17 protein-coding genes are annotated in these 23,936 nt (G+C 64.0%); 11 read left to right on the plus strand and 6 right to left on the minus strand.

Annotated elements, in window-relative coordinates:
- The first annotated feature begins 86 nt into the window (after positions 1 to 86).
- Positions 87 to 2,054: a TonB-dependent receptor gene (locus CMV30_RS07950; protein ID WP_138223195.1), complete on the plus strand. Its 1,968-nt coding sequence runs from the start codon at positions 87 to 89 to the stop codon at positions 2,052 to 2,054.
- 18 nt (positions 2,055 to 2,072) lie between these two features.
- Here the strand turns inward: CMV30_RS07950 and CMV30_RS07955 are convergent, their stop codons facing one another.
- Positions 2,073 to 2,951, minus strand: coding sequence for an alpha/beta hydrolase (locus CMV30_RS07955; protein ID WP_175414780.1), 879 nt, complete (start codon positions 2,949 to 2,951; stop codon positions 2,073 to 2,075).
- A 166-nt stretch (positions 2,952 to 3,117) separates the two neighbouring features.
- Here CMV30_RS07955 and CMV30_RS07960 point away from each other — a divergent pair, with 166 nt between their 5' ends.
- Genes CMV30_RS07960 through CMV30_RS07980 form a run of 5 tightly spaced genes read left to right on the plus strand, consistent with a single transcriptional unit; the run spans position 3,118 to position 7,015 of the window.
- Positions 3,118 to 3,918: a hypothetical protein gene (locus tag CMV30_RS07960; protein WP_096055519.1), complete on the plus strand. Its 801-nt coding sequence runs from the start codon at positions 3,118 to 3,120 to the stop codon at positions 3,916 to 3,918.
- A 16-nt stretch (positions 3,919 to 3,934) separates the two neighbouring features.
- Positions 3,935 to 4,879, plus strand: coding sequence for a hypothetical protein (locus tag CMV30_RS07965; protein ID WP_096055520.1), 945 nt, complete (start codon positions 3,935 to 3,937; stop codon positions 4,877 to 4,879).
- Positions 4,864 to 5,367: a hypothetical protein gene (locus CMV30_RS07970; protein ID WP_096055521.1), complete on the plus strand. Its 504-nt coding sequence runs from the start codon at positions 4,864 to 4,866 to the stop codon at positions 5,365 to 5,367. The genes CMV30_RS07965 and CMV30_RS07970 overlap by 16 nt, the downstream gene beginning before the upstream one ends.
- 18 nt (positions 5,368 to 5,385) lie before the next feature.
- Positions 5,386 to 6,687 carry a hypothetical protein gene (locus CMV30_RS07975; protein WP_096055522.1) on the plus strand — a complete coding sequence of 434 codons (1,302 nt, stop codon included), beginning with the start codon at positions 5,386 to 5,388 and terminating at the stop codon, positions 6,685 to 6,687.
- Between the two features lie 22 nt (positions 6,688 to 6,709).
- Positions 6,710 to 7,015: a hypothetical protein gene (locus tag CMV30_RS07980; protein WP_096055523.1), complete on the plus strand. Its 306-nt coding sequence runs from the start codon at positions 6,710 to 6,712 to the stop codon at positions 7,013 to 7,015.
- A gap of 146 nt (positions 7,016 to 7,161) precedes the next feature.
- Here CMV30_RS07980 and CMV30_RS07985 read toward each other — a convergent pair whose 3' ends face one another.
- From CMV30_RS07985 to CMV30_RS07995, 3 genes are all read right to left on the minus strand, one after another.
- Complete coding sequence (locus CMV30_RS07985) at positions 7,162 to 8,247, minus strand: ankyrin repeat domain-containing protein (protein ID WP_175414781.1); 1,086 nt, start codon at positions 8,245 to 8,247, stop codon at positions 7,162 to 7,164.
- Positions 8,248 to 8,393: 146 nt separating this feature from the next.
- The gene (locus CMV30_RS07990; RefSeq protein WP_096055525.1) at positions 8,394 to 8,765 is read right to left on the minus strand and encodes a hypothetical protein; all 372 of its coding nucleotides are present in this window, start codon (positions 8,763 to 8,765) and stop codon (positions 8,394 to 8,396) included.
- 193 nt (positions 8,766 to 8,958) lie between these two features.
- Positions 8,959 to 12,492 (minus strand): pyruvate carboxylase, encoded by a 3,534-nt coding sequence (locus tag CMV30_RS07995; protein WP_096055526.1) that lies wholly within the window; start codon positions 12,490 to 12,492, stop codon positions 8,959 to 8,961.
- Positions 12,493 to 12,690: 198 nt separating this feature from the next.
- Here CMV30_RS07995 and CMV30_RS08000 point away from each other — a divergent pair, with 198 nt between their 5' ends.
- Both CMV30_RS08000 and CMV30_RS08005 read left to right on the plus strand, forming a co-directional pair.
- On the plus strand, positions 12,691 to 13,386 hold the full coding sequence (locus tag CMV30_RS08000; protein ID WP_096055527.1) for a response regulator transcription factor: 696 nt from the start codon (positions 12,691 to 12,693) through the stop codon (positions 13,384 to 13,386).
- Positions 13,359 to 15,461, plus strand: a complete 2,103-nt coding sequence (locus tag CMV30_RS08005; protein ID WP_096055528.1) for a sensor histidine kinase — start codon at positions 13,359 to 13,361, stop codon at positions 15,459 to 15,461. Before CMV30_RS08000 ends, CMV30_RS08005 begins: the two co-directional genes overlap by 28 nt.
- Positions 15,462 to 15,477: 16 nt before the next feature.
- On the opposite strand, the gene CMV30_RS08010 is transcribed toward CMV30_RS08005, so the two are convergent.
- Entirely contained in the window at positions 15,478 to 17,538 is a 2,061-nt protein-coding gene (locus CMV30_RS08010) for a carbon starvation CstA family protein (RefSeq protein ID WP_096055529.1), read from the minus strand.
- A 126-nt stretch (positions 17,539 to 17,664) separates the two neighbouring features.
- On the opposite strand from CMV30_RS08010, the gene CMV30_RS08015 reads away from it, so the two are divergent.
- Entirely contained in the window at positions 17,665 to 19,176 is a 1,512-nt protein-coding gene (locus CMV30_RS08015; RefSeq protein WP_096055530.1) for a polysaccharide lyase, read from the plus strand.
- A 105-nt stretch (positions 19,177 to 19,281) separates the two neighbouring features.
- Here CMV30_RS08015 and CMV30_RS08020 read toward each other — a convergent pair whose 3' ends face one another.
- Positions 19,282 to 20,589 carry an MFS transporter gene (locus tag CMV30_RS08020; protein ID WP_175414782.1) on the minus strand — a complete coding sequence of 436 codons (1,308 nt, stop codon included), beginning with the start codon at positions 20,587 to 20,589 and terminating at the stop codon, positions 19,282 to 19,284.
- A gap of 420 nt (positions 20,590 to 21,009) precedes the next feature.
- Here CMV30_RS08020 and CMV30_RS08025 point away from each other — a divergent pair, with 420 nt between their 5' ends.
- Entirely contained in the window at positions 21,010 to 22,236 is a 1,227-nt protein-coding gene (locus CMV30_RS08025) for an acyl-CoA desaturase (RefSeq protein WP_096055532.1), read from the plus strand.
- A 169-nt stretch (positions 22,237 to 22,405) separates the two neighbouring features.
- Positions 22,406 to 23,731 (plus strand): NAD(P)/FAD-dependent oxidoreductase, encoded by a 1,326-nt coding sequence (locus CMV30_RS08030; RefSeq protein WP_096055533.1) that lies wholly within the window; start codon positions 22,406 to 22,408, stop codon positions 23,729 to 23,731.
- Positions 23,732 to 23,936: the final 205 nt, after the last annotated feature.

Consider the following 23,936-nt stretch of genomic DNA (forward strand, 5'->3'; position numbering starts at 1 on the left):
TCGCATTCGCGACCGCTTCTTCCCTCGTCGCTGACCCAACGACAACGCAGCCTTCCAACAAAGACGACTTGGACACTCCGGTCGCCATGAGTCCGTTCCAAGTCCGCGACACCACCGTCGTCGGCTTTTCCCTCGCTGTCAGCCACACGGAACTGCCCCTGGGCTCACTCGCAAACACCACCACACTCTCCGACGCCTTCGCCGGATTCCACATCGCCACGAGCGGTGCCCATTCGTTCAACGACACCATCGCTCTTCGCGGTCTGAGCAACACGCCTATCTTCGGCACGCCCGCCGTCGCTGTTTACCTCGACGCGATTCCACTTCTCGGCGCCTCCACACTGCCCGGAGAACTTGCCGGCCTTTCCGGTGCCGCGCTTCACCGTGGACCGGCAGAGTCCGCGCATTTCGGATACGCCGGCCCCGCCGGTGTCCTCCAACTTTACTCACCTGCCGTCTTCCTTGCTTCGGATGATTCAACCCTCCACGCCAACAGCTCGATCAGCGCCACCGTCGGCGACTACTCGCTCCGTGCGGGCTCCGTTTCCACCGCCTTCTCCACGCACGGAAAAACCTCTGTCTTCGCCAGCGCCTCAGGCCAGTCCCGCGACGGCTACATTTTCAACCGCACACTCGGCCACGACGTTGATCATCGCGACAACCGCTCCGGACTTCTGCGCCTCGAAACGCATCCCTTCACACCGCTCACCCTCGCCCTGACCTTCCACGCCACACGCGCTCGCGATGGCGAACAACCCCTCGTCCCACTCGACGGCCCCTTCTACGAAATCGACCGCGCCAGCGAAGGTTTCACTGAACACCAGGCACTCAACGCAGGACTCTCCGCGAGGATCGACACGGCGCCCGGCACTCTCACCGCCACGGCCAGCCTCAACCACTGGGATCTCGGCCCCTACCGCAGTGTCCTCGCCTTCGGCCCGATGGAGCTTCTCAACGACGCCACTCTCTCGCGTCGCAACCAAAACCTCGAACTCCGCTTTATCTCCGCTCCCGACTCCGACACCACCTCCGCCGGCTGGAGCATGACCGGATTCACTTCCCGCGCCAAAACCAGCGGCAGTTTTGCCCGCGCCTTCAGCGGCTTCACCTTCGAAGAGTCCGCCTACGAAATCACCGACCATCCGCTCGCGCTCTCGACCGATGTGTGGCTGCGCTTCGCCCATCGCTGGAAACTCGCCGCCGGTCTCCGCGCTGAGCGCAACGACCAGACATTCGTGCGCCGCGAACAAATCCCCACCGTCCAGACCTACACGCTCAACGCCACCGACACCGCCTTCCTCCCGCGCGTTCAGCTCACGCACGATCTCTCGGCGCACACCGCGTGGTCTCTCGCCGCCGCCGCCGGTCGCAAACCCGGCGGCTACTCCGCTTTCACCGGCAACCGCATCCTCGCCGCCTTCGCTCCCGAGCGCACCCGCTCGCTCGAAACCAGCCTCAGCCGCACCTTCCCCCGCCAGCACCTCCGCACCACCATCCGCGCCTACGCGTACGCGATCTCTGGCTACCAGATCGAGCGCTCCTTTGCCACCGGCGCCTTCACTGACGACTACCTTGTGGTCAACGCCCCGCACGCCCGCTCCCTCGGCAGCGAATGGGAAACCGCCTGGCAACCCACCGCCTCACTCACTCTCCGCGCCGCCGCCGGCCTCACGCGCGTCACGCTCCGTGAGTTCACCGATCCGTACTCAAAAATCCGTTACGACGGCCGCCGCGCGCCCTTCTCTCCCTCGCACGATGCCACCCTGTCCGCCACCTGCCGCCTTCCCGCCGGCTTCGAAGGCACGCTCGCGGTCAACTCCACCGGTCGCATCGACTACACCGAAAGCGAAGACCCCCGCTACGCGCAGCGCACCTTCACGGTGATCAACGCCAGCCTCGCCTACCGCGCCCGTTTCTGGCGCGCCGGGCTCGCCGTGCGCAACCTCACCGGCCGCGAGTACTACAGCTCGATCACCCCCGGCACCGGCCACGGCACTCCCGGCGCTCCGCAAACCATCGCGCTCACATTCGAACTGTTCACGCCCGCGAAATAACGCTTTGGCCGCACCGGCTCATTCTTTCGCCCTCAGCGGCCCAAACGCGAAACGCACCCCGCGGTTGTAACTCTCCGGCTTCGTCCCGCCGTGCCGCTCACCGTCGATCAGGCGAAACTGATACGTGAACCCCGCATACGTCCGCGCCGCCAGCTGCCTGTCGAACCGCTTCGCCGCCGCCAGCAACTCCGGCCATTCCTCCGTAGCCGCCGTCATGAACAGCCGCGCCTTCAGCCCCTTGTTCGTCTTTGCAAACGCCGCCTCCTTCTCGAAAAACGCCCCGCCCGCCCATTCACACGCCGGACTCGCCGCGATGTACGCCTGAAATAATCCCGGCCGCTCCAGCATCGCATTCAACGTGAAAAGTCCTCCCAGCGAACTTCCCGCCAGCACCCGATACGACGCGTCCGCCCGATACTCCCGCTCCACAAACGGAATGATCTCCTTCTCGATCACCGACAAAAATTCCCCCGCATGCCCGCTCCCCGCCGCCCGCTTGTCCTCCGGATGCGCCACCGGCGTGTAATCGTAACGGCGCAAGCTGTCGTAATCCGGTTTCTCCCCCGCGTACCCCAAACCCACGATGATGAACTCCGGCACCACCTTGTCGTAGATGAGATTTCCATACAGGCCGCACAACAGCGTGAAATCCCAGTAGCCATCGCATAGATAGAGCACCGGATAACGTTTCTCCGGATTCGCCGCGTAGCCGTACGGCAGCGCCACATAGAGCTGATAATCCCGCCCATTCGCCGCCGTCGGCAGCACGCGAATCTGAGAGTTACCGATCACATGCTGCGGAAACACCGCGGCCCGCTCAGCCTCCGCGCCGCCCACAACGCCCGCCGCACCCAGCAGCAAACCCGCCGCCATCAAAACCATTTTGGGGTAGTTCATGCGCGTACCCTGAACCGGTTGCGCCCCGCAGCAACCGCCCCGACGCTCTAACGGATGAGCGCCGCGCCTGGCACCGCCCATCCGATTTCCTCCACCCGCGTCACAGCCTTTTCACTCAGCCAATCGGCCCATACCCACACACCGCGTTCTTCGTTAATCTGATAACATGAACACGCCCGCCTGCACCTCGCGCCCCACCTGCGACTGCGATTCCCGCTTCCTCCTCCCGGTGGGCTTGCTCGCGACCGACGACGCCCCCGCCCTCTCCGCCTGCCTGCGCTGCGGCACCCTTCACTCACCCGAAACTCTCACGCCGTCCGCTTCCGCCTGGCTCGCCCGCTGGCCCCGCCTCCTCGCCACGCCCGACGGCGACTTCGCCTGCCTGCCCGCCGCCGTCCGCTGCACCAACCTGCGCGAACTCGAAACCATCCGCGCCGCCGCCTGGAACGCCCAGCGCCACCTCCCCCGCGGCCGCCGTCTCAACCGCGCCGGCTGGCCCGCCACACCACCGCCCGCCTCTCTCCCGTCATCGCTTTCCCACTACCGCCTCCTCTGGGAAGCCGCGGCCTTCACGCCCGCCACCGATCTCGACACCCTCCTCTTCTGGGCCCTCCCCGCGCACACCCTCGTCAGCCCGCTCGCGCTCAACGCCCTCATCCAGCGCCGCGACCTGCGCTCGCTCCTCCACGGCCTCGCCTACAGCCCCGTCCTCCATCGCCGCACCGTGCTCTGCGCGCTCGCGCACGAAGATTCCTCCCTCGTCCCTCTCCTGCGCCCGCACCTCCAAGCCTGGCTCAACAACCACGACCGCGCCCCCGACTCCCCGCAAAAACGCGCGCTCTCCCCCGAAGCAGAACTCTGCCGCGCCCGCCTCCATCTCTGGCAGCTCACCCACACCTTCGCGCAGCCCACGCCTCCACCCGAAGCCCACGCCACGCACGAAGCCCCGCTCTCCGCCGCCGCCTAGATCCGCAATCCCCGCCATGCCCGCCGCGATGAATCCCCCCGCCCAGTCCCTCCCGTATGAACGCGCCGTCACCTGCGACTGCGATCGCACCTTTCATCTCCCGCTGGCTCTCCTCCTTTCTCCCGACTCCGAGCCCGCTCACGCCTGCATCCGCTGCGGCCTCATCACCTGCACCGACGTGCTCTGGACCCACATTCATCACAACACCTTCGAGCCTCACGGCCGCCGCGAATATCCCATCACCGACGAAGCCCGCGCCTGGCTCGACCTCTGGCCCCGCGTCCTGCGCGGAAACAACTCCGACGACTACACCTTCCTCCCCGCGACAGTCCGCTGCACCGACGTCACCGATTTCCAGTTACAGTCCGCCCGCGCCTTCTCCGCCTCCCGCTCCCTCCCGCGCGGCCGCCGCCTCCGCGAAGCCGGCCTTCCCTCCACACCTCCGCCCGCGTGCCTGCCCGATCAACTGAAAAACTACCGCACGCTCTGGACGCTCACCCAGCAACTCACCCCGGCAACCGACGCCACACTCCTCCTCGAAAACGCCCGCCCCTCGTTCCGCCTCAGCAGCCCGCTCGCCCTCGACGCGCTCCTGCACCGCACCGATCTCCCCGAGATCCTCGCCCGCGCCGCCGCCAGCCCCGAGCATCGCGAAACCGTCTGCGCTCTCGTCCACGAAGATCCCGCCACGCTCCCCCACGCCCTCCCCGGCCTGCTCGCCTGGCTCGACCGCACCCTCAGCCAGCCCGCCGCCCCCGAAGATCATCGCGTCCACTCCCTGCTCGATTTCTTCGCGAAACAAAAACCCGCCGCCGCCCAGATCGTCCCCGTGCTCGCAGCGATTAAAGCCCGCCTCGACCGCCGCGCCTTCGAACTCTCCCGCAAACTCTCCGAAACCATCCGCGCCCTCAACGGCGAGCCCGCGTCCCCCGTTTCCACCAAACCGTGGTTCTTCAACTGAACTACCCGCTCCGCCCGCCGCACGTTCGCATCCGCCATCCCGCCCACCAGCTCCGCCTCGCTCCTCCCGCCGCCATGTCACGCCTTTCCCCCTACATCCTCGGTCCTGAACTCTACTGGCTGCTCGTCTGCCTGCTCGTCCGCATCGCCACCAAGCGCGGCCAGCCACCGACACCTGCCATCACGAGCTGGCTCGACGATCACTGGGCCTGGCTCCCGTTCATCCTCACGCCACTCACCTTCCTCTGCCTCCTGCTCCCCGACTCCAACCGCTGGTGGCTCCTCCTCCGCATCGACGTCGCTATCCTCATCGGCCTGTTCGTCGCCACCACCCTCTTCGTCAACGGCATGACCTACCACCAGCCATCTTCCGGCCCTGGCGCAGGCAGCGCCTACATCGCCATCCCCAGCCTCGGCTACTTCCTCGCCTTCGTCGCCACCCTCATCACCGCCGCCGTCTTCTGGTGGCGCAGCCGCCACGCCGCCTGAAACTCAGCCTCTCCCTCCATGGAAAAAATCATCACCTTCTTCCGCACGTATCCGGTTTTCCTCGGCTTCGCTTTTTTCGGCGTCATCGCCACCGGACTCTTCATTCTCTTCGCCGTGCTCATGACGCGTGCCGGCCTCTCGCTGCGCCCGCTCGTTTTCCTCGGCGTCTTCTTTGCCATCATCGGCGTCCCGCAGCTTTTCTTCCACATCCAGCAAGCCCGCGGCGTCATGCCGTCCCTCGACTGGACACCCGCCAGCAACCAGCCGCGCCCACTCGAAAACTCCGCCGCCCTCGCCAACCGCGATGGGAAATTCCTCCACCCAGAAAAAATCTTCGGCCCCGGTTTCGATCCCCAACTCCTCAGCGACATCCGCCCGCTCTTCACCGGCCTCGATCCCGAAGCCACCCAGATGGCCGTCTTCCCCTCCGCCGAAACCGCCGTCGCCGCCCGCTTCTCCTCCGAAGCCAACGCCCAGCAAGCCCTCGCCAACTACGGCGCCATGATGGGCATCGCCCGTCCACAACCCGCCGCCGACGGCAGTTACACCGCCCCCCGCGCGAGCGACCGCGTCCGTCTGCTCATCGCCGGGAAAACCCTCTTCGTCTGGAGCGCCGCCACCGACTCCGCTCTCGACCGCCGCCAGCAGGCCAGCGCCGCCGCGTTTCACAGCACCACCGCCACGACCGCGCGCGATCCCCGTGTCTCTGTCTGGCGCAAACGCTTCGCCATCGCCACTCCCCTCCTCGTCCTCGCCGCCGCCTTCTGGTTCTTCAAAGGTTCCACCTGGGCCGCCACCATCGCTCCCGTCGCCGAAAACTCACTACCCGCTTCCGCCTCCGAACTTCGCGCCCGCCTGCTCGCCATCGAAAACCTGAAGCAGCCGATCACCGTCACCGCCGGAGCCACGCCCGACGAAGTCATCGTCACCTGGCGCGCCGACGCCGCCTGGCTCACGCACGCCCAGGCCAGCGGACTCAAGCGCACGCATAAACTCGTCCTCCACCTCGACGAATCCTCCCGCACCCTCCGCGTCCGCGAGTACATGAGCGCCCTCGACTGGTCCGCCGCCCCCGACCGCGCCGCCGTCCAGTGGCACATGAAGACCGGCATCGTCTTCTTCGAGCAACGCCATGAACGCGTCTTCGGCCTCCAACTCGACCCCGCCACCGGCCGCTTCAAACCCGAGCTCAGCTACGCCTACACCTTCAACCTCCAGGAACTCAAAGCCCCGCTCATCGCCGCCACCACCCACGCCGGCTGGACCTGGAAGCCCATCCTCTGGAAAGGCCCGACCTGGCTCCGCTGGGCGACCGAGTAAGCGTACTCCTTCAACTCATCGCATGAACACCTTCACCCCAAAATCCACGACCGGCATTGTCCTCGCGCTCCTCTACATCGGCTTCGCAGTTTACGTGATTTGCGATGACCGCCGCGCTCATGGGGGCGGAGGCTTTTTCCGCGGACTCATCTCCCGCATCATCGTCGCCCCCGTTTCCGCAATCGTCGAAGGCGTCGGCTCACGCCTGAACTACCAAAGCAACCTCCAGATGGGCGCCGCCGTTTTGCTGACGGCGATCATCCTCTACTGGCTGGGCTTCGCCCTCGGTAAAGGCGCTCAGGCGCTACTCGCGCTCGTCGCCCGCTAAACCAGCGAAAAACTTTTCTGAATGTAGGCGGGGTGCCGCCCACCCCGCATTCGCATCGCAAGCAGGACAACTTTCGAGAGGCGAAAGCTCCGTCTGCACCTGGAGTCTAAACTCCGATACCGGGGTTTTCCGAAGCGCTCTATCCATCAGCTCTTCGCACGCGGCTTATAGCGACGCCGCGCACGCTCCAACTCCTCGCTCACCCCGAGTTGCCGCGCGTGCTCCTCGTACGTGCAGTTCATGCCGTCGCCCATCCGTAGCGTCGCATCCGCACCGTATTCGAAAAGCAACGGCAGCAATTTTTCGCCGAAGCGATGCTCCTCCAGCGTGAACGGCAGCCGGCTCACACGGTCGATCGCCGTGCGCAAAAGAGTGTCCCCCGATTCGTCCCTCGCGTTCGCATCGCCGCCCGCCTTGAGCAACCGCTTGATCGCGCGAAGATCACCCGCACGCCCGGCAACATGAAGCGGATGATCGTGAAAACGCCCGCGAGCGATGTCCGCCTCAGTACCGCCCAGCAGCGTGACCAGTTCACGTTTTTGTTCCTCCGTCCGAAAAGCGAAGCGATGCGTATCGATGGCGACATCGAGCGGCCTACGATTGAGCACATCACGCGCATCGAGATCTGCCCCTGCCGCGATGAGCCACGCGAGCACCGCCGGACGCGGATCACCCGCCGCGAGATGCAACGGCGTTGAGCCATACGCCGTCGGCTGCATCGTCGCGTGTCCGCGCGCCCGAAGCCATTCGAGCGCCGGAATATTTCCTCCCACCGCACTCGCCGCTTCGGCGAAAATCGTGGTGCCGTCCGCATCCACTGCGCACAAATCCGCCCCGTGAGCCTCCAGCCATTCGAGGAGAAAAAGTGTCTTCGGTGAGCCCGCCGCCCGATGCGCGAAGGTTCCACCACTTGTGTCGCGCAACGTCAGATCCAGCGTCTCGGCTCGCGCGATCACGAGCCGCACAAGATCCAGATTGCAACTACCCGCACCGTTCGCGAGCGCCGTGGCCAGCGCATCGGCGGGAAATTTCGCGCCGTGCCTCAAAAGCGTTTCCACGAGCGCAAGCGCCGACGCATCCACCTGCACTTGATCCATCGCCTCATGCAGAGGCGTGTGTCCCGCCGCATCCATCACGCCAGGATCGGCCCCGCTGGCGCACAGCGCCATCAGCGCCTGGTTATCGCGACGCTGGATCGCCTGACGAAACTGATCGAAGAGTACGCGTGACACAGGAGGAGAAATCTCCGGCGCACCAGCAGCCGGATGGGTTAAAAGCAAAAGCCCGGCCAGCCCAAGCAAACGCGCCTTGGATGACCGGGAGTCCATGAAGTGATTGAAAGCCGACGCAGCCCACAGCCGCGGCGGCGAAACGCCGATCAAAGATCGACGGTGAACGGGAGCTCGTACTCTTTGACGACCGGCTTGCTCTTGCTGCGCACTTTGACTTCCACGCGCGCCTTCAGTTTGTCGCCGAGCACGAGCGAGTTTTTCACGAACTGGTCGGCATGCACCGCCCAGGAATAATCAGCGAGGAAGTAAACGTCCTGCTTCGCTTTGGTCGCCTGATAGGCCCAGCGCTCGACGTGGCAGGGCTCAAAGTTAACGACCTGGCCCATGTAACGGACCATGAGGCCGGGCTGGGAGCGGTTGCCGATTTCCGTGTGGTGTTCGACGATGATCGTGATGGTCGAGTTATCCTCGAGATCGCGGACCTGGAATTCGTCGAGAAGGGTGCAAGTGTCAGACATGATGTTTTAGATGAGTTGGTTTAAGAGATGCGTTTAATGCGTCCCCAGCCTACTCGATCCGCACACGTCGCGGTATTGACCGCCCGGCCCTGACCGATCGGCCCATGCGCAAAAAAGCCGGGCTCGAAGCCGGGCTTAAAATCATGCGCGTGCACCGTAGCCGGGTCACTCAAGACACGGCCTCTGAAAAGATCTACGCCCGCAACTTCACCACCAGATCCTTGCTCTCGACCGTGTCGCCCACCGCCGCGTGCAGCTCGGCGACAACACCATCAACCGGCGCGAAGACCGTCGTCTGCATTTTCATCGCCTCCATCATGAAGAGCTTTTCGCCCTTCACGACTTTTGCGCCCACCGTCGCCGACATCGCCGCGATCAATCCCGGGATCGGCGCCGCCACCTGCAACGCGTCCGCCAGATCCGCCTTCGGACGTGTCTTGGTTTTCGCCGCGACACTCTTGTCCGCGATGAACGCCTCGCGCGCCATGCCGTTCAGCTCGAAGCTGAGCGCGCGCCGCCCGTCCTTGTCCGGCGCGCCGATGCTCACGAGCCGGATGATCAGCGTTTTCCCCTCCTCGATCTCGACGTTGATTTCCTCGCCGGGTTTCAAGCCGTAGAAAAACGCCGGCGTCGGCAGCACGCTCACATCGCCATACTCGCGCTGCTGCTTAGCGAAATCCGCGAAGACCGCCGGGTACATCAAGTGCGAGTAAAGCTCATCGTCACTCGGTTCGTGCTTCAATTTCTCCGCCAGCTCCGCGCGCAACTTCTTCAAATCGCCTGATCCGTCGCTCTTCTCAGATTTCGCAGACGCCTTCGCTTTCTTCAGCGACGCCTTGTACTTTTCCGTCGCCTCCTTGTGCCGCTTTTCACCGAGCACCGCGCGGCTCACATCCGCAGGCCAGCCGCCTTCGGGCCAGCCAAGTCCGCCGCTGAGCATATCAATCACGCTCTCAGGAAACGGCGTTTCTCCCGCGGGTAGATTCACCACATCCGCCGGTTTGATCCCCTTCGAAAACAGGAACAGCGCCATGTCGCCGACGACCTTCGACGACGGCGTCACCTTCACGATGTCGCCAAAGAGTGCGTTCACCTCCGCGTACGTGCGCGCGATTTCCGGCCAGCGATGCGACACGCCCATCGAGACGGCCTGCTCCTTCAAATTCGTGTACTGCCCGCCCGGCATCTCGTGCAGATAAACTTCCGCGCTGCCCGTCTTCGGCGCCGTGTCGAACGGCCGGTAAAACTCCCGCACCTGCTCCCAATAATCGGAAAACTCGTTGAGCGCGCCGAGATCGAGCTTCGTGTCGCGCGGCGTGTGCTGCAGCGCGGCCACGATGGAGTTGAGGTTCGGCTGCGAGGTGCTGCCGCTCATCGACGCGAGCGCGAGATCCACGATATCCACACCCGCATCCGCGGCGCGTAGCACCGAGGCCGACGCAATGCCGCTGGTGTCATGCGTATGGAAATGGATCGGCAGCCCCACTTCATCCTTCAACGCCTTCACGAGTTTCTGCGCGGCGTACGGACGGCATAGCCCGGCCATGTCTTTGATCGCGAGCACATGCGCGCCCATTTTCTCCAGCTCCTTCGCGAGCCTCACATAATACTGGAGAGTGAACTTGTCCCGCCGCTCATCGAGGATGTCGCCCGTGTAACAGATCGCCGCCTCGCACACCGCGTGCGTGTCCTGCACTGACTCCATCGCCACGCGCAGATTCGGCAAATAGTTCAACGAGTCGAAAATGCGGAAAATATCCATGCCATTCGCCGCCGCGTGCTTCACGAAACCCGCCACGATGTGGTCCGGATAGTTCGTGTAACCCACCGCGTTCGCCCCACGGAAAAGCATTTGGAAACAGATATTCGGCACCCGCGCACGCAGCTGGCGCAACCGCTCCCACGGATCTTCGCTGAGGAACCGCATCGCCGTGTCGAACGTCGCGCCGCCCCAGAGTTCGAGCGAGTAGAGATCCGGCGCACGCCGCGCCACCGCCGTCGCCGTCGCCAGCATGTCGTAGCTGCGCACCCGCGTCGCCATGAGCGACTGATGCGCGTCGCGGAAAGTCGTGTCCGTCACCAGCAGCCGCTTCTGCTTCAGCGTCCACTCGGCGAATTTCTTCGCGCCCAGCTTGAGCAACAACTGCCGCGTCCCATCCGGCGCCGCCACCGGCGTCTCCACCTTCGGCGGCAGCGCTGGCAGGAAAATCTTCTCCGGCCGGAAACCCTTCGCGTGCGGATTCCCGTTCACCGTCACGTGCCCGAGGAAATTAAGCAGCTTGGTCGCGCGATCGCGGCGCGGCTTGAACGTGAAAAGCTCAGGCGTCGTATCGATGAGCGTCGTGGTCGCCTGGCCCGCTTTGAAGATCGGATGTGCGATCACGTTTTCGAGAAACGGGATGTTCGTCTTCACGCCGCGGATGCGGAACTCCGACAATGCTCGTTGCGTGCGCTGCATCGCGACTTCGTAGCTCGGCCCGCTCGTGATGACCTTCACCAGCATCGAGTCGTAGAACGGCGTGATGATCGCCCCCGAAAGCCCCATGCCTCCATCGAGCCGCACGCCAAAACCACCCGGCGAACGATACGCAAGGATGCGCCCGTAGTCGGGCATGAACTTGTTCTCCGGATCCTCGGTCGTGATACGGCACTGGATCGCGAACCCATTGCGCGGCACATCGGCCTGCTTGGGCATGCCGACTTCCTCCGAGTGCAGCGGGTGCCCCTGCGCGATCAGAATCTGCGCCCGCACCAGATCGAGCCCCGTGATGACCTCGGTCACCGTGTGCTCCACCTGGATGCGCGGATTCATCTCGATGAAGAACCACTCGTGCTTCTCCAGATCGTAGAGGAATTCGATCGTCCCCGCGTTGTCGTACTTGATCGCCCGCGCCATCTTCGCCGCCGCTTCGCACAGCTCGGTCACGATCGCCTTCGGCAGCCCGAAACTCGGCGCGACTTCGACCACCTTCTGGTGCCGCCGCTGCACCGAGCAATCGCGCTCATGCAGGTGGATCACGTTGCCATGCTTGTCCCCGAGAATCTGCACCTCGATGTGCTTCGCCTTGGGAATGTACTTCTCCAGAAACACCGCCGGATTTCCAAACGCCCGCCCCGCCTCTGCCTGCGCCTCGTCGAGGAGCGACGCCAGATCTGCCGCCTTGTGGACGACACGCATCCCACGCCCGCCACCGCCAAACGCCGCCTTAATAATGAGCGGGAAACCGATCTCCTTCGCCGTCTTGAGCGCCTCGCCGCGATCACTAATCGGCTCCTCAGTCCCGGGCAAAACCGGCACACCGATCTTGATGGCCACCGCGCGTGCCGCCGTCTTGTCGCCCATCATCTCCAGCAACTCCGCTCGCGGTCCCACGAAAATAATCCCCGCCTCATCGCACGCCCGCGCGAAATCCGGATTCTCCGAGAGAAACCCATAGCCCGGGTGAATCGCGTCCACCCCCTTCTCCTTCGCCACCGCGATCACACTGGGAATGTCGAGATAAGCCGCCACCGGCCCCTTCCCCTGCCCGACCTGGTACGCCTCGTCCGCCTTGTAGCGATGGATGCAGAAGCGATCCTCCTGCGCAAACACACCGACCGTTCTCAGCCCAAGCTCCGTACCCGCTCGAAAGATACGCACCGCGATCTCACTGCGGTTGGCCGCCATGAGTTTTTTGACTGGGCGGATGGACGACGCATCGGACAAGGCAGAGGCAGGCTTCGACATGGGAGAAAATCAGGGGTTGGCGCACCATTGCCGCGAAAGGGGTTGCGGCTCCGGCGCAAAAGGGGAGCGGCAGGCAAACCAGAACGCTTTCACGGCGCGAGCCTGAGTTTTCCTCTCCGCCCTGCCCCTCTGTCTGACAGTAAGTGGCCTGTTTATGAGCTTCCCGCCCGCGATTCGTTTTTCTAACGTCTCCCCTGTATGGCCACCCTTCCTCGCATTGGCATCGTTGAAGATCAGGCGCTGGTGCTGAATCTCCTCACCGATCTCTGCCGCCACCGGTTCGGCTACGACGTCGTTTTTTCCGCGCGCGATGCGAAGTCCGCCCTCACCGCCGTCGACGGCTCCGAGGCCGAAGCCCTCCTCGTGGACATCAACCTCCCCGATAACGACGGCATCTCCCTCGCCCTCGAAATCCGCAAAAAAATCCCCCGGATGAAGATCATCATCCTCTCCGCGGAATGCACCGAGTACACCATCTTCCGCGTCCGCCAGAGCGGCCTCCACGGCTACGTCGATAAAAACGCCGACCCCGACTTCATCCAGGCCGCCCTCGACAGCGTCCTCAACCGCGACCTCCCTTTCTTCACTCCTCTCGTCCGCGAGATCGCCCGCCACACCGCCGCCGACAGCCAGGCCTTCAGCAAAGTCCTCAGCGACCGCGAACACGAACTCCTCCCCCACCTCGGCATGGGCAAAACCGATAACGAGCTCGCCATCTCCCGGGGCATCGCCGCCGACACCGTGCGCAAACACCGCGAAAGCATCATGCGCAAACTCCAGCTCAAAGCCCTGCCCGACCTCGTGCATTACTGCATCGAAAAAGGCTTCCTCCAAACGCGCCCCGACGGCGAAATCCGCCCGGCCTCATGGACGCCTTCGACGAACTCATCGTAAACTACCTGCTGAATATCTGCGGCGGGCTCTTCATCGCCATCGCCGCGATCATCTACCGCGCGAACAAGCTCCGCGCCTCCAACCGCGCCTTCAGCCTCCTCGTCCTCATCGGCGGCATCTGGACGATCAACTACGGCTTCATCACGCGCGGTGGCGACAACGCCATCCTCCACCTGCGCATCGGCGCGGCCGTCGCCGCCTTTCTCGCGCCCACGCTCATCATCGTCCGCGACTTCGTCGCCAATCCCCGCGCTCGTTTTAATCTCATCGCGAAAAACACCCTCCCGTGGATCGCCCTCGCCATCGCGCTCGCGGCGCTCACTCCGGCCGACTGGTTCATCCGCAACAACTCCACCGTCTCGTCCATCAATTACGGCCCCGGCTGGCTCTGGCAGCATCTCGTTATCTCCGCCGCGATGGCCTACATCGCCTGGTCCGGATGGTCTCACCGACGCCAGCTTCGAGGCACCGCCCGCGACGAAATGGGCATCGCCGTCATCTTCGCCGCCGGCGCCGTCACCGTCATCAGCGCCTTCCTCGCCTTCCATCACTCCGGCGATCCTCTCCCGCCACCCGAGTTCGGCCTCGTCGCCATCCTTTACGCCTCCCGCCTCACCTGGGTTCTGCTCGCCCGCGGCGTGTACGACGCCCGCGTCCTCATCTCCCTCGTCACCCGCACCGTCGCCATCATCCTCGGCGCCTCCGCCGTCTTCTTCTGCATCTACTGGCTGCTCAAAATCAAAGCCGGCATCAACGAAACCGCCGCCGCCATCGTCGCCTCCATCGCCGCCGCCGCCCTCGTCAACTACATCACCCAGTTCTTCTTGGCCAAACATAACGCCCTCCTCTACCGCTCCATCGCCGGCTTCCAGCGCGAGGTGCAGGAAGTCGCCCGCTCCGCCCTCACCCAGGAAAAAGCCCTTCTCCAGCTCGAACGCATCTTCGCCGAGTATACCAACACCGCCGACGCCCTCATCCTCATCGAAACCGGCCGCAATGTGTACCAGCGCGGCACCTACCGCTTCCCCGACCGTGGCCTCGTGTGGCAACGCCTCAATCGCTCCGGCTGGCTCGCCCGCGACACCATGGACCTCACCTCCGTCGCCGCCCACGACCGCGACGCCCTCCGCTGGATCGACGAACGCCCCGTCTCTCTCCTCATGCTTGGCCCCCGCTCCGAGCAGCACTTGAACATCGTCGTCGCCCTCGGCCGCCGCCAGAGCGCCCCCGCCTACACCTTCTATGAGCTGGAATGTCTCAGCCTCATGATCGAGTCCGCCGCCATCGCGCTCACCACCATCGACGCCAGCACCCAGGCCCAGCACGCCGGCCAGATGATGGCCCTCGGTCTCATCTCCGCCTCCGTCGTCCACGAAATCAAACAACCCCTCGCCGCCCTCCGCCTCTTCTTCAAGATGCTCCCGAGCCGCTACGAGGACCCCCGCTTTCGCGAACAATACTTCGACATCATCCCCGACGAGCTAGCCCGCGTCGAAGCCACCCTCTCCGAATTCCTCCGCCTCGGCCGCACCGAAAGCTACCACGTCCGCATATTCAATCCCTCGGCACTCATCCACGAGGTTCTTACCCTCATCCAGCCCAAGGCCACCGCCTGCCGCGTCCAGGTCGTCACCGACTTCGCCGCCCGTGATCCCTCCCTGCGCGGCGACCCCCAGGTTCTCAAGCAGGCTCTCCTCAACCTCACCCTCAACGCCATCCAGGCCATGTCCGGCCTCCGCGCCGGCCCCCGTATCCTCTTCGTGGGCACCACGCTCGTCGGCGAAAAATGCGAGATCGCCATCCGCGATACCGGTCCCGGCATTTCCCCAGTCATCCTCGAAAAACTCTTCCGCCCTTTCGTCTCCACCAAGGAGGACGGCTTCGGTCTGGGCCTTTACATCACCCGCGACCAGGTCGTGAAAACCGGCGGCGAACTCATCGCCCGCAACGACCCCATCGGCGGCGCCTGCTTCCTCCTCCTATACCCACTGGCGACCGGCAACGCCACCGACGCCCCCCCGCAGATTGCCAGCAGCACCGCCTCGACCCCACCCCTCCCCGCACGAAGCGCATAACTCCGCCGCAAGCTCCTCAGCTCCTCCCCTCCGCCACGTTCACCGTCACATACGGTTCCTCGCGCAGCTGCCCGACCCGCCGCCCGCTCAGCAGTTTCCACCACTCGCGCACACTCACCGCGACCACGAGCAGCACCAGCACCAGAAACGTCCCCGTCACCGCCGTATTCACATAGTTGTTCGTGAGCAGATGTTCCCAGCGCGCGACGTCCGTCACACTCCCCCCACCCGCGATCTGTTTCTTCAATCCGTCAGCCGCACTCAAGAAACCCACCCGCGGGTCCGCGCTGAAAATCTTCATCCACCCCGCCGTCATCGTCACCGCCAGCAGCCACGCAAACGGCAGCAGCGTCACCCACAGATAACGCCTGCGTCCCATCTTGATCAGCACCGTCGTCCCCAGCGCCAGCGCCAGCACCGCCAGCAACTGGTTCGCCACACCGAAAATCGGCCACAGCGAATTGATCCCGCCCAGTGGATCGATCACCCCCTGATAAAGAAACCAGCCCCACGCCGCGACAAACACCGCGCTTGCGATCCAGTTACCCCAGCGCGAGTTCGTCCGCCCCAGCGGCTTCCACACAAGCCCGAGAAGATCCTGCACCAGAAATCTCCCCACCCGCGTGCCTGCATCGACCGTCGTCAGGATGAACAACGCCTCGAACATGATCGCGAAGTGATACCACAACGGCAGCAGATGCTTGCCCATCACACCGGCAAACATCTGCGCCATCCCCACCGCAAACGTCGGTGCCCCGCCCGTCCGTCCGATCATGTTTTTCTCCCCCACGCTCGCCGCCAGCGCGCTCATCTCCGCCTCCGTCACCGGATACCCTAGCGCCGTCACCTTCGCCACCACCGCCGCATCCGACGCGCCCTTCAGATTGATCGCAAAATACTCACCAGGCTGCATCGCGCACGCCGCGATCAACGCCATCACGCCCACCAGCATCTCCGTCACCATCGCCCCATAACCCACGATGCGAATGTCGCTCTCGCGCGTAATAAGCTTCGGCGTCGTCCCCGACGAGATCAACGCGTGAAACCCCGATACCGCCGCGCACGCGATCGTGATGAAACAAAACGGAAACACCGGCCCCGCCACCACCGGCCCGCTCCCGTCGATGAACGCCGTCACCGCCGGCATCTTGAGCGTCGGCGCCAGAATCAAAATCGCCACGCCCAGCACCGCCACCGCCCCAATCTTCAAAAACGTGCTCAGATAATCCCGCGGCGCCAGCAGCAGCCACACCGGCAGCACCGAAGCCAGCAACCCATACCCGATGATCCACCACGCCAGCGACGTGCCGCTCAACGTGAGCTTCGCCTCCAGCGCCGTCCCGTGCAGAAACTGCCCGCCCCACACCGCCAGCATCAGTCCAATAAATCCAAATACACTCACCAGTCCCACGCGCCCCGGCACCCAGTAACGCAGCGCACACCCCATCAGCACCGCGATCGGCATCGTCGCCGCAATGGTGAACAGCCCCCACGGGCTCTCCGCGAGCGCCTTCACCACCACCAGTCCCAGCACCGCGATCAGAATGATCATGATCCCGATGATGCTCACCAGAGCCAGCACCCCCGCGAACGGCCCGATCTCATCGCGGATCATCTGCCCGAGCGATTTCCCTCCGCGCCGCGTCGAACAAAACAAAATCACCGCGTCATGCACCGCCCCGCCCAGCGTCGCCCCGATCAAAATCCATAACAGCCCCGGCAGATAACCGAACTGCGCCGCCAGCACCGGCCCGACCAGCGGCCCCGGCCCCGCGATCGCCGCGAAATGATGCCCAAACACCACCCACCGGTTCGTCCGCACGAAATCCCGCCCATCCTCTTTCACCATCGCCGGCGTCGCCCGCAGCTCATCCACGGTCAGCACCTTCGCCATCAACCACGCGCTATGAAACCGGTACGCCACTGTGAACACGCACACCGACGCGATCACCACCCACAGCGCATTCACCGGCTCTCCCCGCGACCACGCGACCGTCCCCAACGACACCACGCCAGCCGCAACCACGGCGGACCAACCAAGCACACGCAGCCACTTTTTCGTAGACGAAGAACTCATAACACAGGGATAGGGAGAAAACTAAAAGCCCGGCACCGTAACGCGCACCGCTCACGTATCGATGAAATTCCCGCCGCCCCGCCCCGGTAATCTCCACCTAATCTTCTCCCCGCTACACTTTGTCCCATGAATCCCTCCGTCCGCCACCCCCGCTTCTCCCGCACCCTTTACACCCTTCTAGCCCTCGGCACCGCCGCGACCACCTTCGCCGCCCCCGAACGCGGCCAGATCCCGCCCCACCCCCCGCGCATGAATCCCACCGGCATCCCCGCCTTCCCCGGCGCCTGGGGCGGCGGCATGTTCACCACCGGCGGCCGTGGCGGTCAGGTCATCACCGTCACCAACCTCAACGACTCCGGCCTCGGCTCCTTCCGCGCCGCCCTCGAGACACCCGGCCCTCGCATCGTCATCTTCCGCGTCGCCGGTACCATCCATCTCGATACGAACCTCGATATCAACCACCCCGACATCACCATCGCCGGCCAGTCCGCCCCCGGTGACGGCATCTGCATCGCCGGCCAGTCTCTAAACATCAACACCCACAACGTCATCGTCCGCCACCTCCGCGCCCGCCGCGGCGATCCGAAAGGCGGCCAGGGCTCCGACAACATCGGCGGCAACCCCGAGGGCCAGATCATCATCGACCACTGCTCCACGAGCTGGGGCATGGACGAAAATCTCTCCCTCTACCGCCACATGCAGAAAATGCCCGAGGGCCCCGACATCAAAAACGCCACCGAGAAACTCACCATCCAGTGGTCCATCTCCAGCGAAGCCCTCAACAACAAGAAACACGCCTTCGGCGGCACTTGGGGCGGCAAAGACTCCACCTTCCACCACAATCTCTTCGCTTCAAACACCGCCCGCAATCCGTCCATCGGCATGTCCGGCGCCTTCGATTTTCGCAACAACGTCATCTTCAACTGGGGCCACCGCACCATGGACGGCGGCGACGAGACCTCCCTCGTCAACGTCATCAACAACTACTACAAACCTGGCCCCGCCGCTTCTGCCGACATGGTCAGCACCATGATCCGCATCGAGCAGCGCAGCCAATATTCCCCCGGCAGCGCCTGGGCCGAAGGCGACTGGTACGTCAAAGAGGCCAACCGCCCCGGCAAATGGTACGTCGCCGGCAATGTCATGCACGGCAACGACGACGTGACCGACAACAACTGGAAAGGCGTCCGCGGCCCCGAACAACTCGCCCGCGTGAACACACCTTTCGAAGGCTGGCCCGTCCCGCAACAAACCGCCGAAGCCGCTTTTGAGTCCGTCCTCGCCAAAGCCGGCGCCACCCTTCCCCGTCGCGACGCGGTCGATACGCGTGTCACCGAGATGGTCCGCACCGGCAAAGTCTCCATCCGCAACGGCATCATCAACAACCCCGAGGAAGTCGGCGGCTATCCGAACCTCACCTTCGATCCCGCCAAAGTCCCCGTCGACACCGACAACGACGGCATGCCCGACGCCTGGGAACTCAAGCACGGCCTCAACCCCAACGATGCCTCCGACGGCGCCCTCGACTCCGACAACGACGGCTACACCAACGTCGAAGAATTCCTCAACGGCACCAACCCCCGCGAGAAGCTAAACTACCGCAACCTCGCCAACAACGTAGACACCATCAGCGGCTGATCCCCGCCCCGTAGGCCAGCGTGCTCTCACGCGCCTCCGATGCGCTTCGGACACTCCTCCCGCGCTTTCCCATAGGTCCTATAGGTCCCATCAGACCCATAGGACCTATTTCTTTTCCGCCTCCGCCACCAGCGCCCGCTTCCGCAAATCCAGCGTCGCCACGATCACCAGCCCGATCAGGAAAAATCCCCCGTTCGCCAGAATCGCCGTCCGATACCCAAACCCCGCCGCCAGCTCCCCAAACACCAGCGGCCCGATCAGCGCCGCCAGCTTCCCGAAAAATCCCCAGCACCCAAAAAACTCCCCGCTCCGGCTCGGTGGTGTGAGCATGGATACGACTGCCCGCCCCGCCGATTGCAGCGAACCCAGCGCCAGTCCCGCGATCACCCCGATTGCCATGAACTGCTCCTTCGTCTGACACCCCGCCACGCACACACTCACGATCACCCACAGAATCAACGAAGCGATCAACGCCACCTTCGACCCCACCCGGTCCTGCACCAACCCGAACACCACCGCTCCCACCACCCCGGCCAGCTGCAGCACCATGAACAACGTCACCGTCTCCCCCATCGACATCTTCAAAACTTGATCGGCAAAAATCGCCGAAAACGACACCACCGCCATCAGCCCCGCGATGAAAAACACCATCGCCACAAAAAAGATAAACAGCGTCCGGTGCTGCGGCAGTTCCTTCAGTAACGCCACATTCGCCTGCCACCCCGCCTTCAGATAACTCTCTCCCGCCCGCAGCGGCGTCGCCACCGCCCGCTCCCGCAACAAGAGTAACGTCGGCAGGCTCGCCAGCAGGAAAAACGCCCCCGTCATCACGAAGATCCACGGCTCCCGCCCTTCGCCGCTTTTGAAAATCCCCAGCGCGATCACCAGGCTGATCAACCCGCCCACGTATCCAAAACTCCACCCAAACCCCGAAATCTGCCCCGCCGTCTCCGGCGTGCTGATCTCCGGCAAAAACGCCGAGCACAGATTCTCGCTCAACGAAAACGCCACGTTCGCCACCGCGACGAGCCCCAGCGCCAACCAGATCTCCCCGCGCCCGACGAAGTACAGCGCCATCGTCGCCACCGAGCACACCAGCGCCGTCGTCATTAGGAACCGCTTCTTCGCTGCCTTCGCATCAGCCACCGCCCCGATCAGCGGTGACAACAAAATCACCACGACTTGCGACGCCGCCAGCGCCCACCCCCACCACGCCGGCGCCCGCTCCGCCCCCTCCGCGACCACGCCGACAAAATACCGCGCATAGATCACCGTGATGATGATCGTCGTGAACGCCGAGTTCGCGAAATCGAAGCAGCACCACCCAAAAATCTCCCGTTTCTTCACCTGCGGAAACGCGCGCGCGGGCGTGGCATTAGACGCAGACGACAACGGGGCAGCAGCTTCGCTCATGCGCGCGGAGGCAAGCCGTGCCCACACCCCAAAGCCACCCATTTCTCCACGTCGCTCTTCTGACGCCATCAGCCATCCCGGACTTTGCACTTCCGCGTTTCCGCCCTTCAGCGCTTCCGTGATAAAACTCTGCCTACGACCGTCCGAACCGTCCGTTCGCTAAACCTTGCTGAAACTCTTCAGCCGCTTACCTGTCTTGGCCCTTTGACTGACCTGTCGCGTCCTCTGGACCGTGACGTTTGCGGTGCATTTCGCCCGCCCGGCACATCCGGCATCCGTGCTGCTGTTTAAAGGGCGCCGCCGAAGCGCCGATACCTTACTATCTCCAGCTGTGATTCCACCGAAACACGGCTTGCGCCGCCCGCCTTCCCGGCATTCCTTCCGCCCTCTTTTCCGTCCTGTATTAAAAGTTAATAGTTAATGTCTGCCTCCTCCTCCTCCACACCTCCTTCCTTCCTGAGCCGCTGCCTCACCGCAGTCACTCAATGGATCGACTCCGATTACTGCCCAGAAGGCGCCGAAAAGATGCGCAACGAACCCGACAAGGTCGATTGGGTCCGCGTCATGCCCTTCGTCATCCTGCACTTAGGTTGCTTCGGCATCCTCTGGGTCGGCGTTTCCGCCTTCGCCGCCTGGGCCGCCGTCTTCCTCTATTTCATCCGCATGTTCGCGGTCACCGGCATCTACCACCGGTACTTCTCTCACAAAACCTACAGCACCTCCCGCATCGGCCAGTTCATCCTGGCCCTCTGGGGTGGCACCACCGTCCAGCGCGGTGGCCTCTGGTGGGCTTATCACCATCGCCATCATCATCAACACTCGGACGATGAAGAAGATGCCCACTCTCCCCACGTCCACGGCTTCCTCTGGTCGCACATCGGCTGGATCACCTCCCGCCGCAATTTCCCGACCGATTACTCCAAGGTCAAAGACCTCGCCAAGTTCCCTGAGCTCGTCTGGCTCAACCGCTTCGACCTCGTCGTTCCGATTCTCTACGCCGCCTCCATGTTCGGCATCGGCGCTCTTCTTGAGCGTTACGCTCCCGGCCTCGGCACCAACGGCTGGCAGATGCTCGTCTGGGGCTTCTTCGTAAGCACCACCGCCCTCTTCCACGGCACCGCCTGCATCAATTCCATGGCTCACTTGATGGGCAAACGCCGCTTCAAGACCGACGACGATTCCCGTAACAGCTTCATCCTCGCCATCATCACGCTCGGCGAAGGCTGGCACAACAATCACCACCGCTACCAAAGCTGCACCCGCAACGGCTTCTACTGGTGGGAAATCGATCCGACCTACTACGGCCTGAAATTCCTCTCCTGGACCGGCTTCATCTGGGGCCTCAAAGCCGTCCCGCAGTCCATCCTCGACGAAGGCCAGCGCGCCGAACACGCCGCCTCCATCGCCGCCGCCCAAAAAGCCGCGCACGTCCACCCCGAGTATTCCGCGCTCAAACGCGTCCTCCCCGCCGCCGCCGCCATCGCCGTCGCCACGGTCAACACCGCCAACATCCAAGTCGTGGAAAAAATCCACGCCAGTCACCATAAGGACGTCACCGAACTCGCCCACGAGCTTCAGCAAAACCAGCCCCCCGCTCAGCAGGCTCAGTCTCAACCGCAGTCCCCGCAAAATCCTCCGGTCGTCTAACCCACGCCGCCACGATTTAGCTTCACGCCTCCCCGGGCGGACGTCTTTAACGTCCGCCCTTTTTATTTCCCGCACCGAGCATCCGCTCACGCCCGCCACGCGAACTAACTGATCTCCCTATTTTCCGACCACTGGTCATTGGTCATTCGTCCACTGGTCATTTTCCCTCATGTCTTCCCTCGCCATCATCGGCACCGGCATCGCCGGCCTCGGCTGCGCCCACTTCCTCCACCGCCACTTCGACCTCACCCTCTTCGAGCAGGCCGAAAAACCCGGCGGCCACGCCAACACCCTCACCCACACCGAGCCCCCGCAGATCGCCGACCCCGCGAAAAAACGCCCCGCCCTCGCCGCCCGCCCCGTCCCCATCGACACCGGCTTCATGGTCTACAACGAGGTCACCTACCCCCACCTCACCCGCCTCTTCCGCCAGCTCGGCGTCGCCTCCAAAAAAACCGACATGTCCTTCGGCGTCCGCCACGCCGACACCGGCCTCGAATACTGCGGCTCCTCCCTCAACCACCTCTTCGCCCAACGCAAAAACCTCCTCCGCCCCCGCTTCTGGCGGATGCTCTCCGCCATCAACCGCTTCAATAAAGAAGCCATCCCCGCCCTCGCCGACCCCGAGACCTCCCAGCTCACCCTCGGCGAATACGTCCGCCGCCGCGCCTACGGCGACGACTTCTTCCAGCTTTATCTCGTGCCGATGAGCTCCGCCGTCTGGTCCACCCCGCCCGAGCTCATGCTCTCCTTCCCCGCCGCGACTTTGCTCCGCTTCTTCCACAACCACGGTTTCCTCGGCCTCCACACCCAACACCAATGGATGACCGTCGCCGGCGGCTCCCAAGCCTACGTCGAAAAAATCACCGCCCCCTTCCGCGAAAACATCCGCCTCGGCCAGAAAGCCACCCGCGTCCTTCGCCATCCCCGCGACCAAGGTGTCACCATCACCACCGCCACCGGCGCTACCCACACCTTCGACAAAGTCATCCTCGCCTGCCACGGCGACCAAGCCCTCCGCCTCCTCGTCAACCCCACGCCCACCGAGACCCGCCTCCTCGGCGAATTCCACTACCAGCCCAACACCGCCACGGTCCACACCGACGCCTCCGTCATGCCCAAGACCCGCCTCGCCTGGTCCGCCTGGAACTACGAAATCACCCGCGACGCCACCGGCCAGCTCTCCACCGCCACGCATTACTGGATGAATAAACTCCAAGGCGTCTCCGACCGCGAAAATTACTTCGTCACCATCAACCGCCCCGACGCCATCGCTCCCGAAAAAGTCCTCAAACGCATCGAGTACGACCACCCCCTCTTCAGCCTCGGCGCCACCCGCGCCCAAGCCGAACTCCCCGCGCTCAACCAACTCTCCGCCTCCCAGACCACCTACTTCGCCGGCAGCTATTTTAAGCACGGCTTCCACGAAGACGCCTTCGCCAGCGCCGTCGCCCTCAGCGAGATCCTCCTCAAACGCGACCCCTGGAACTGCTGATTCCTTGGAGGGACGCCCTCCGTATCGTCCGCCCCCCCCGAGGTAGGGCGGGTTAGCCCTAACCCCGCCGATTCACCTCCACCCGCTTTCCTGCTACTCGCGCCAGCGCATTGGTCATTGGTCATTCACTCGCCCCCCGCGCGAGTGAAGGGTTTCCCCCTCGCCCGGGTTTATACAGGCCAACACAACCGCCCGCCCACGCCGC

Source organism: Nibricoccus aquaticus (assembly GCF_002310495.1).
GTDB classification, from domain to species: Bacteria; Verrucomicrobiota; Verrucomicrobiia; order Opitutales; family Opitutaceae; genus Nibricoccus; species Nibricoccus aquaticus.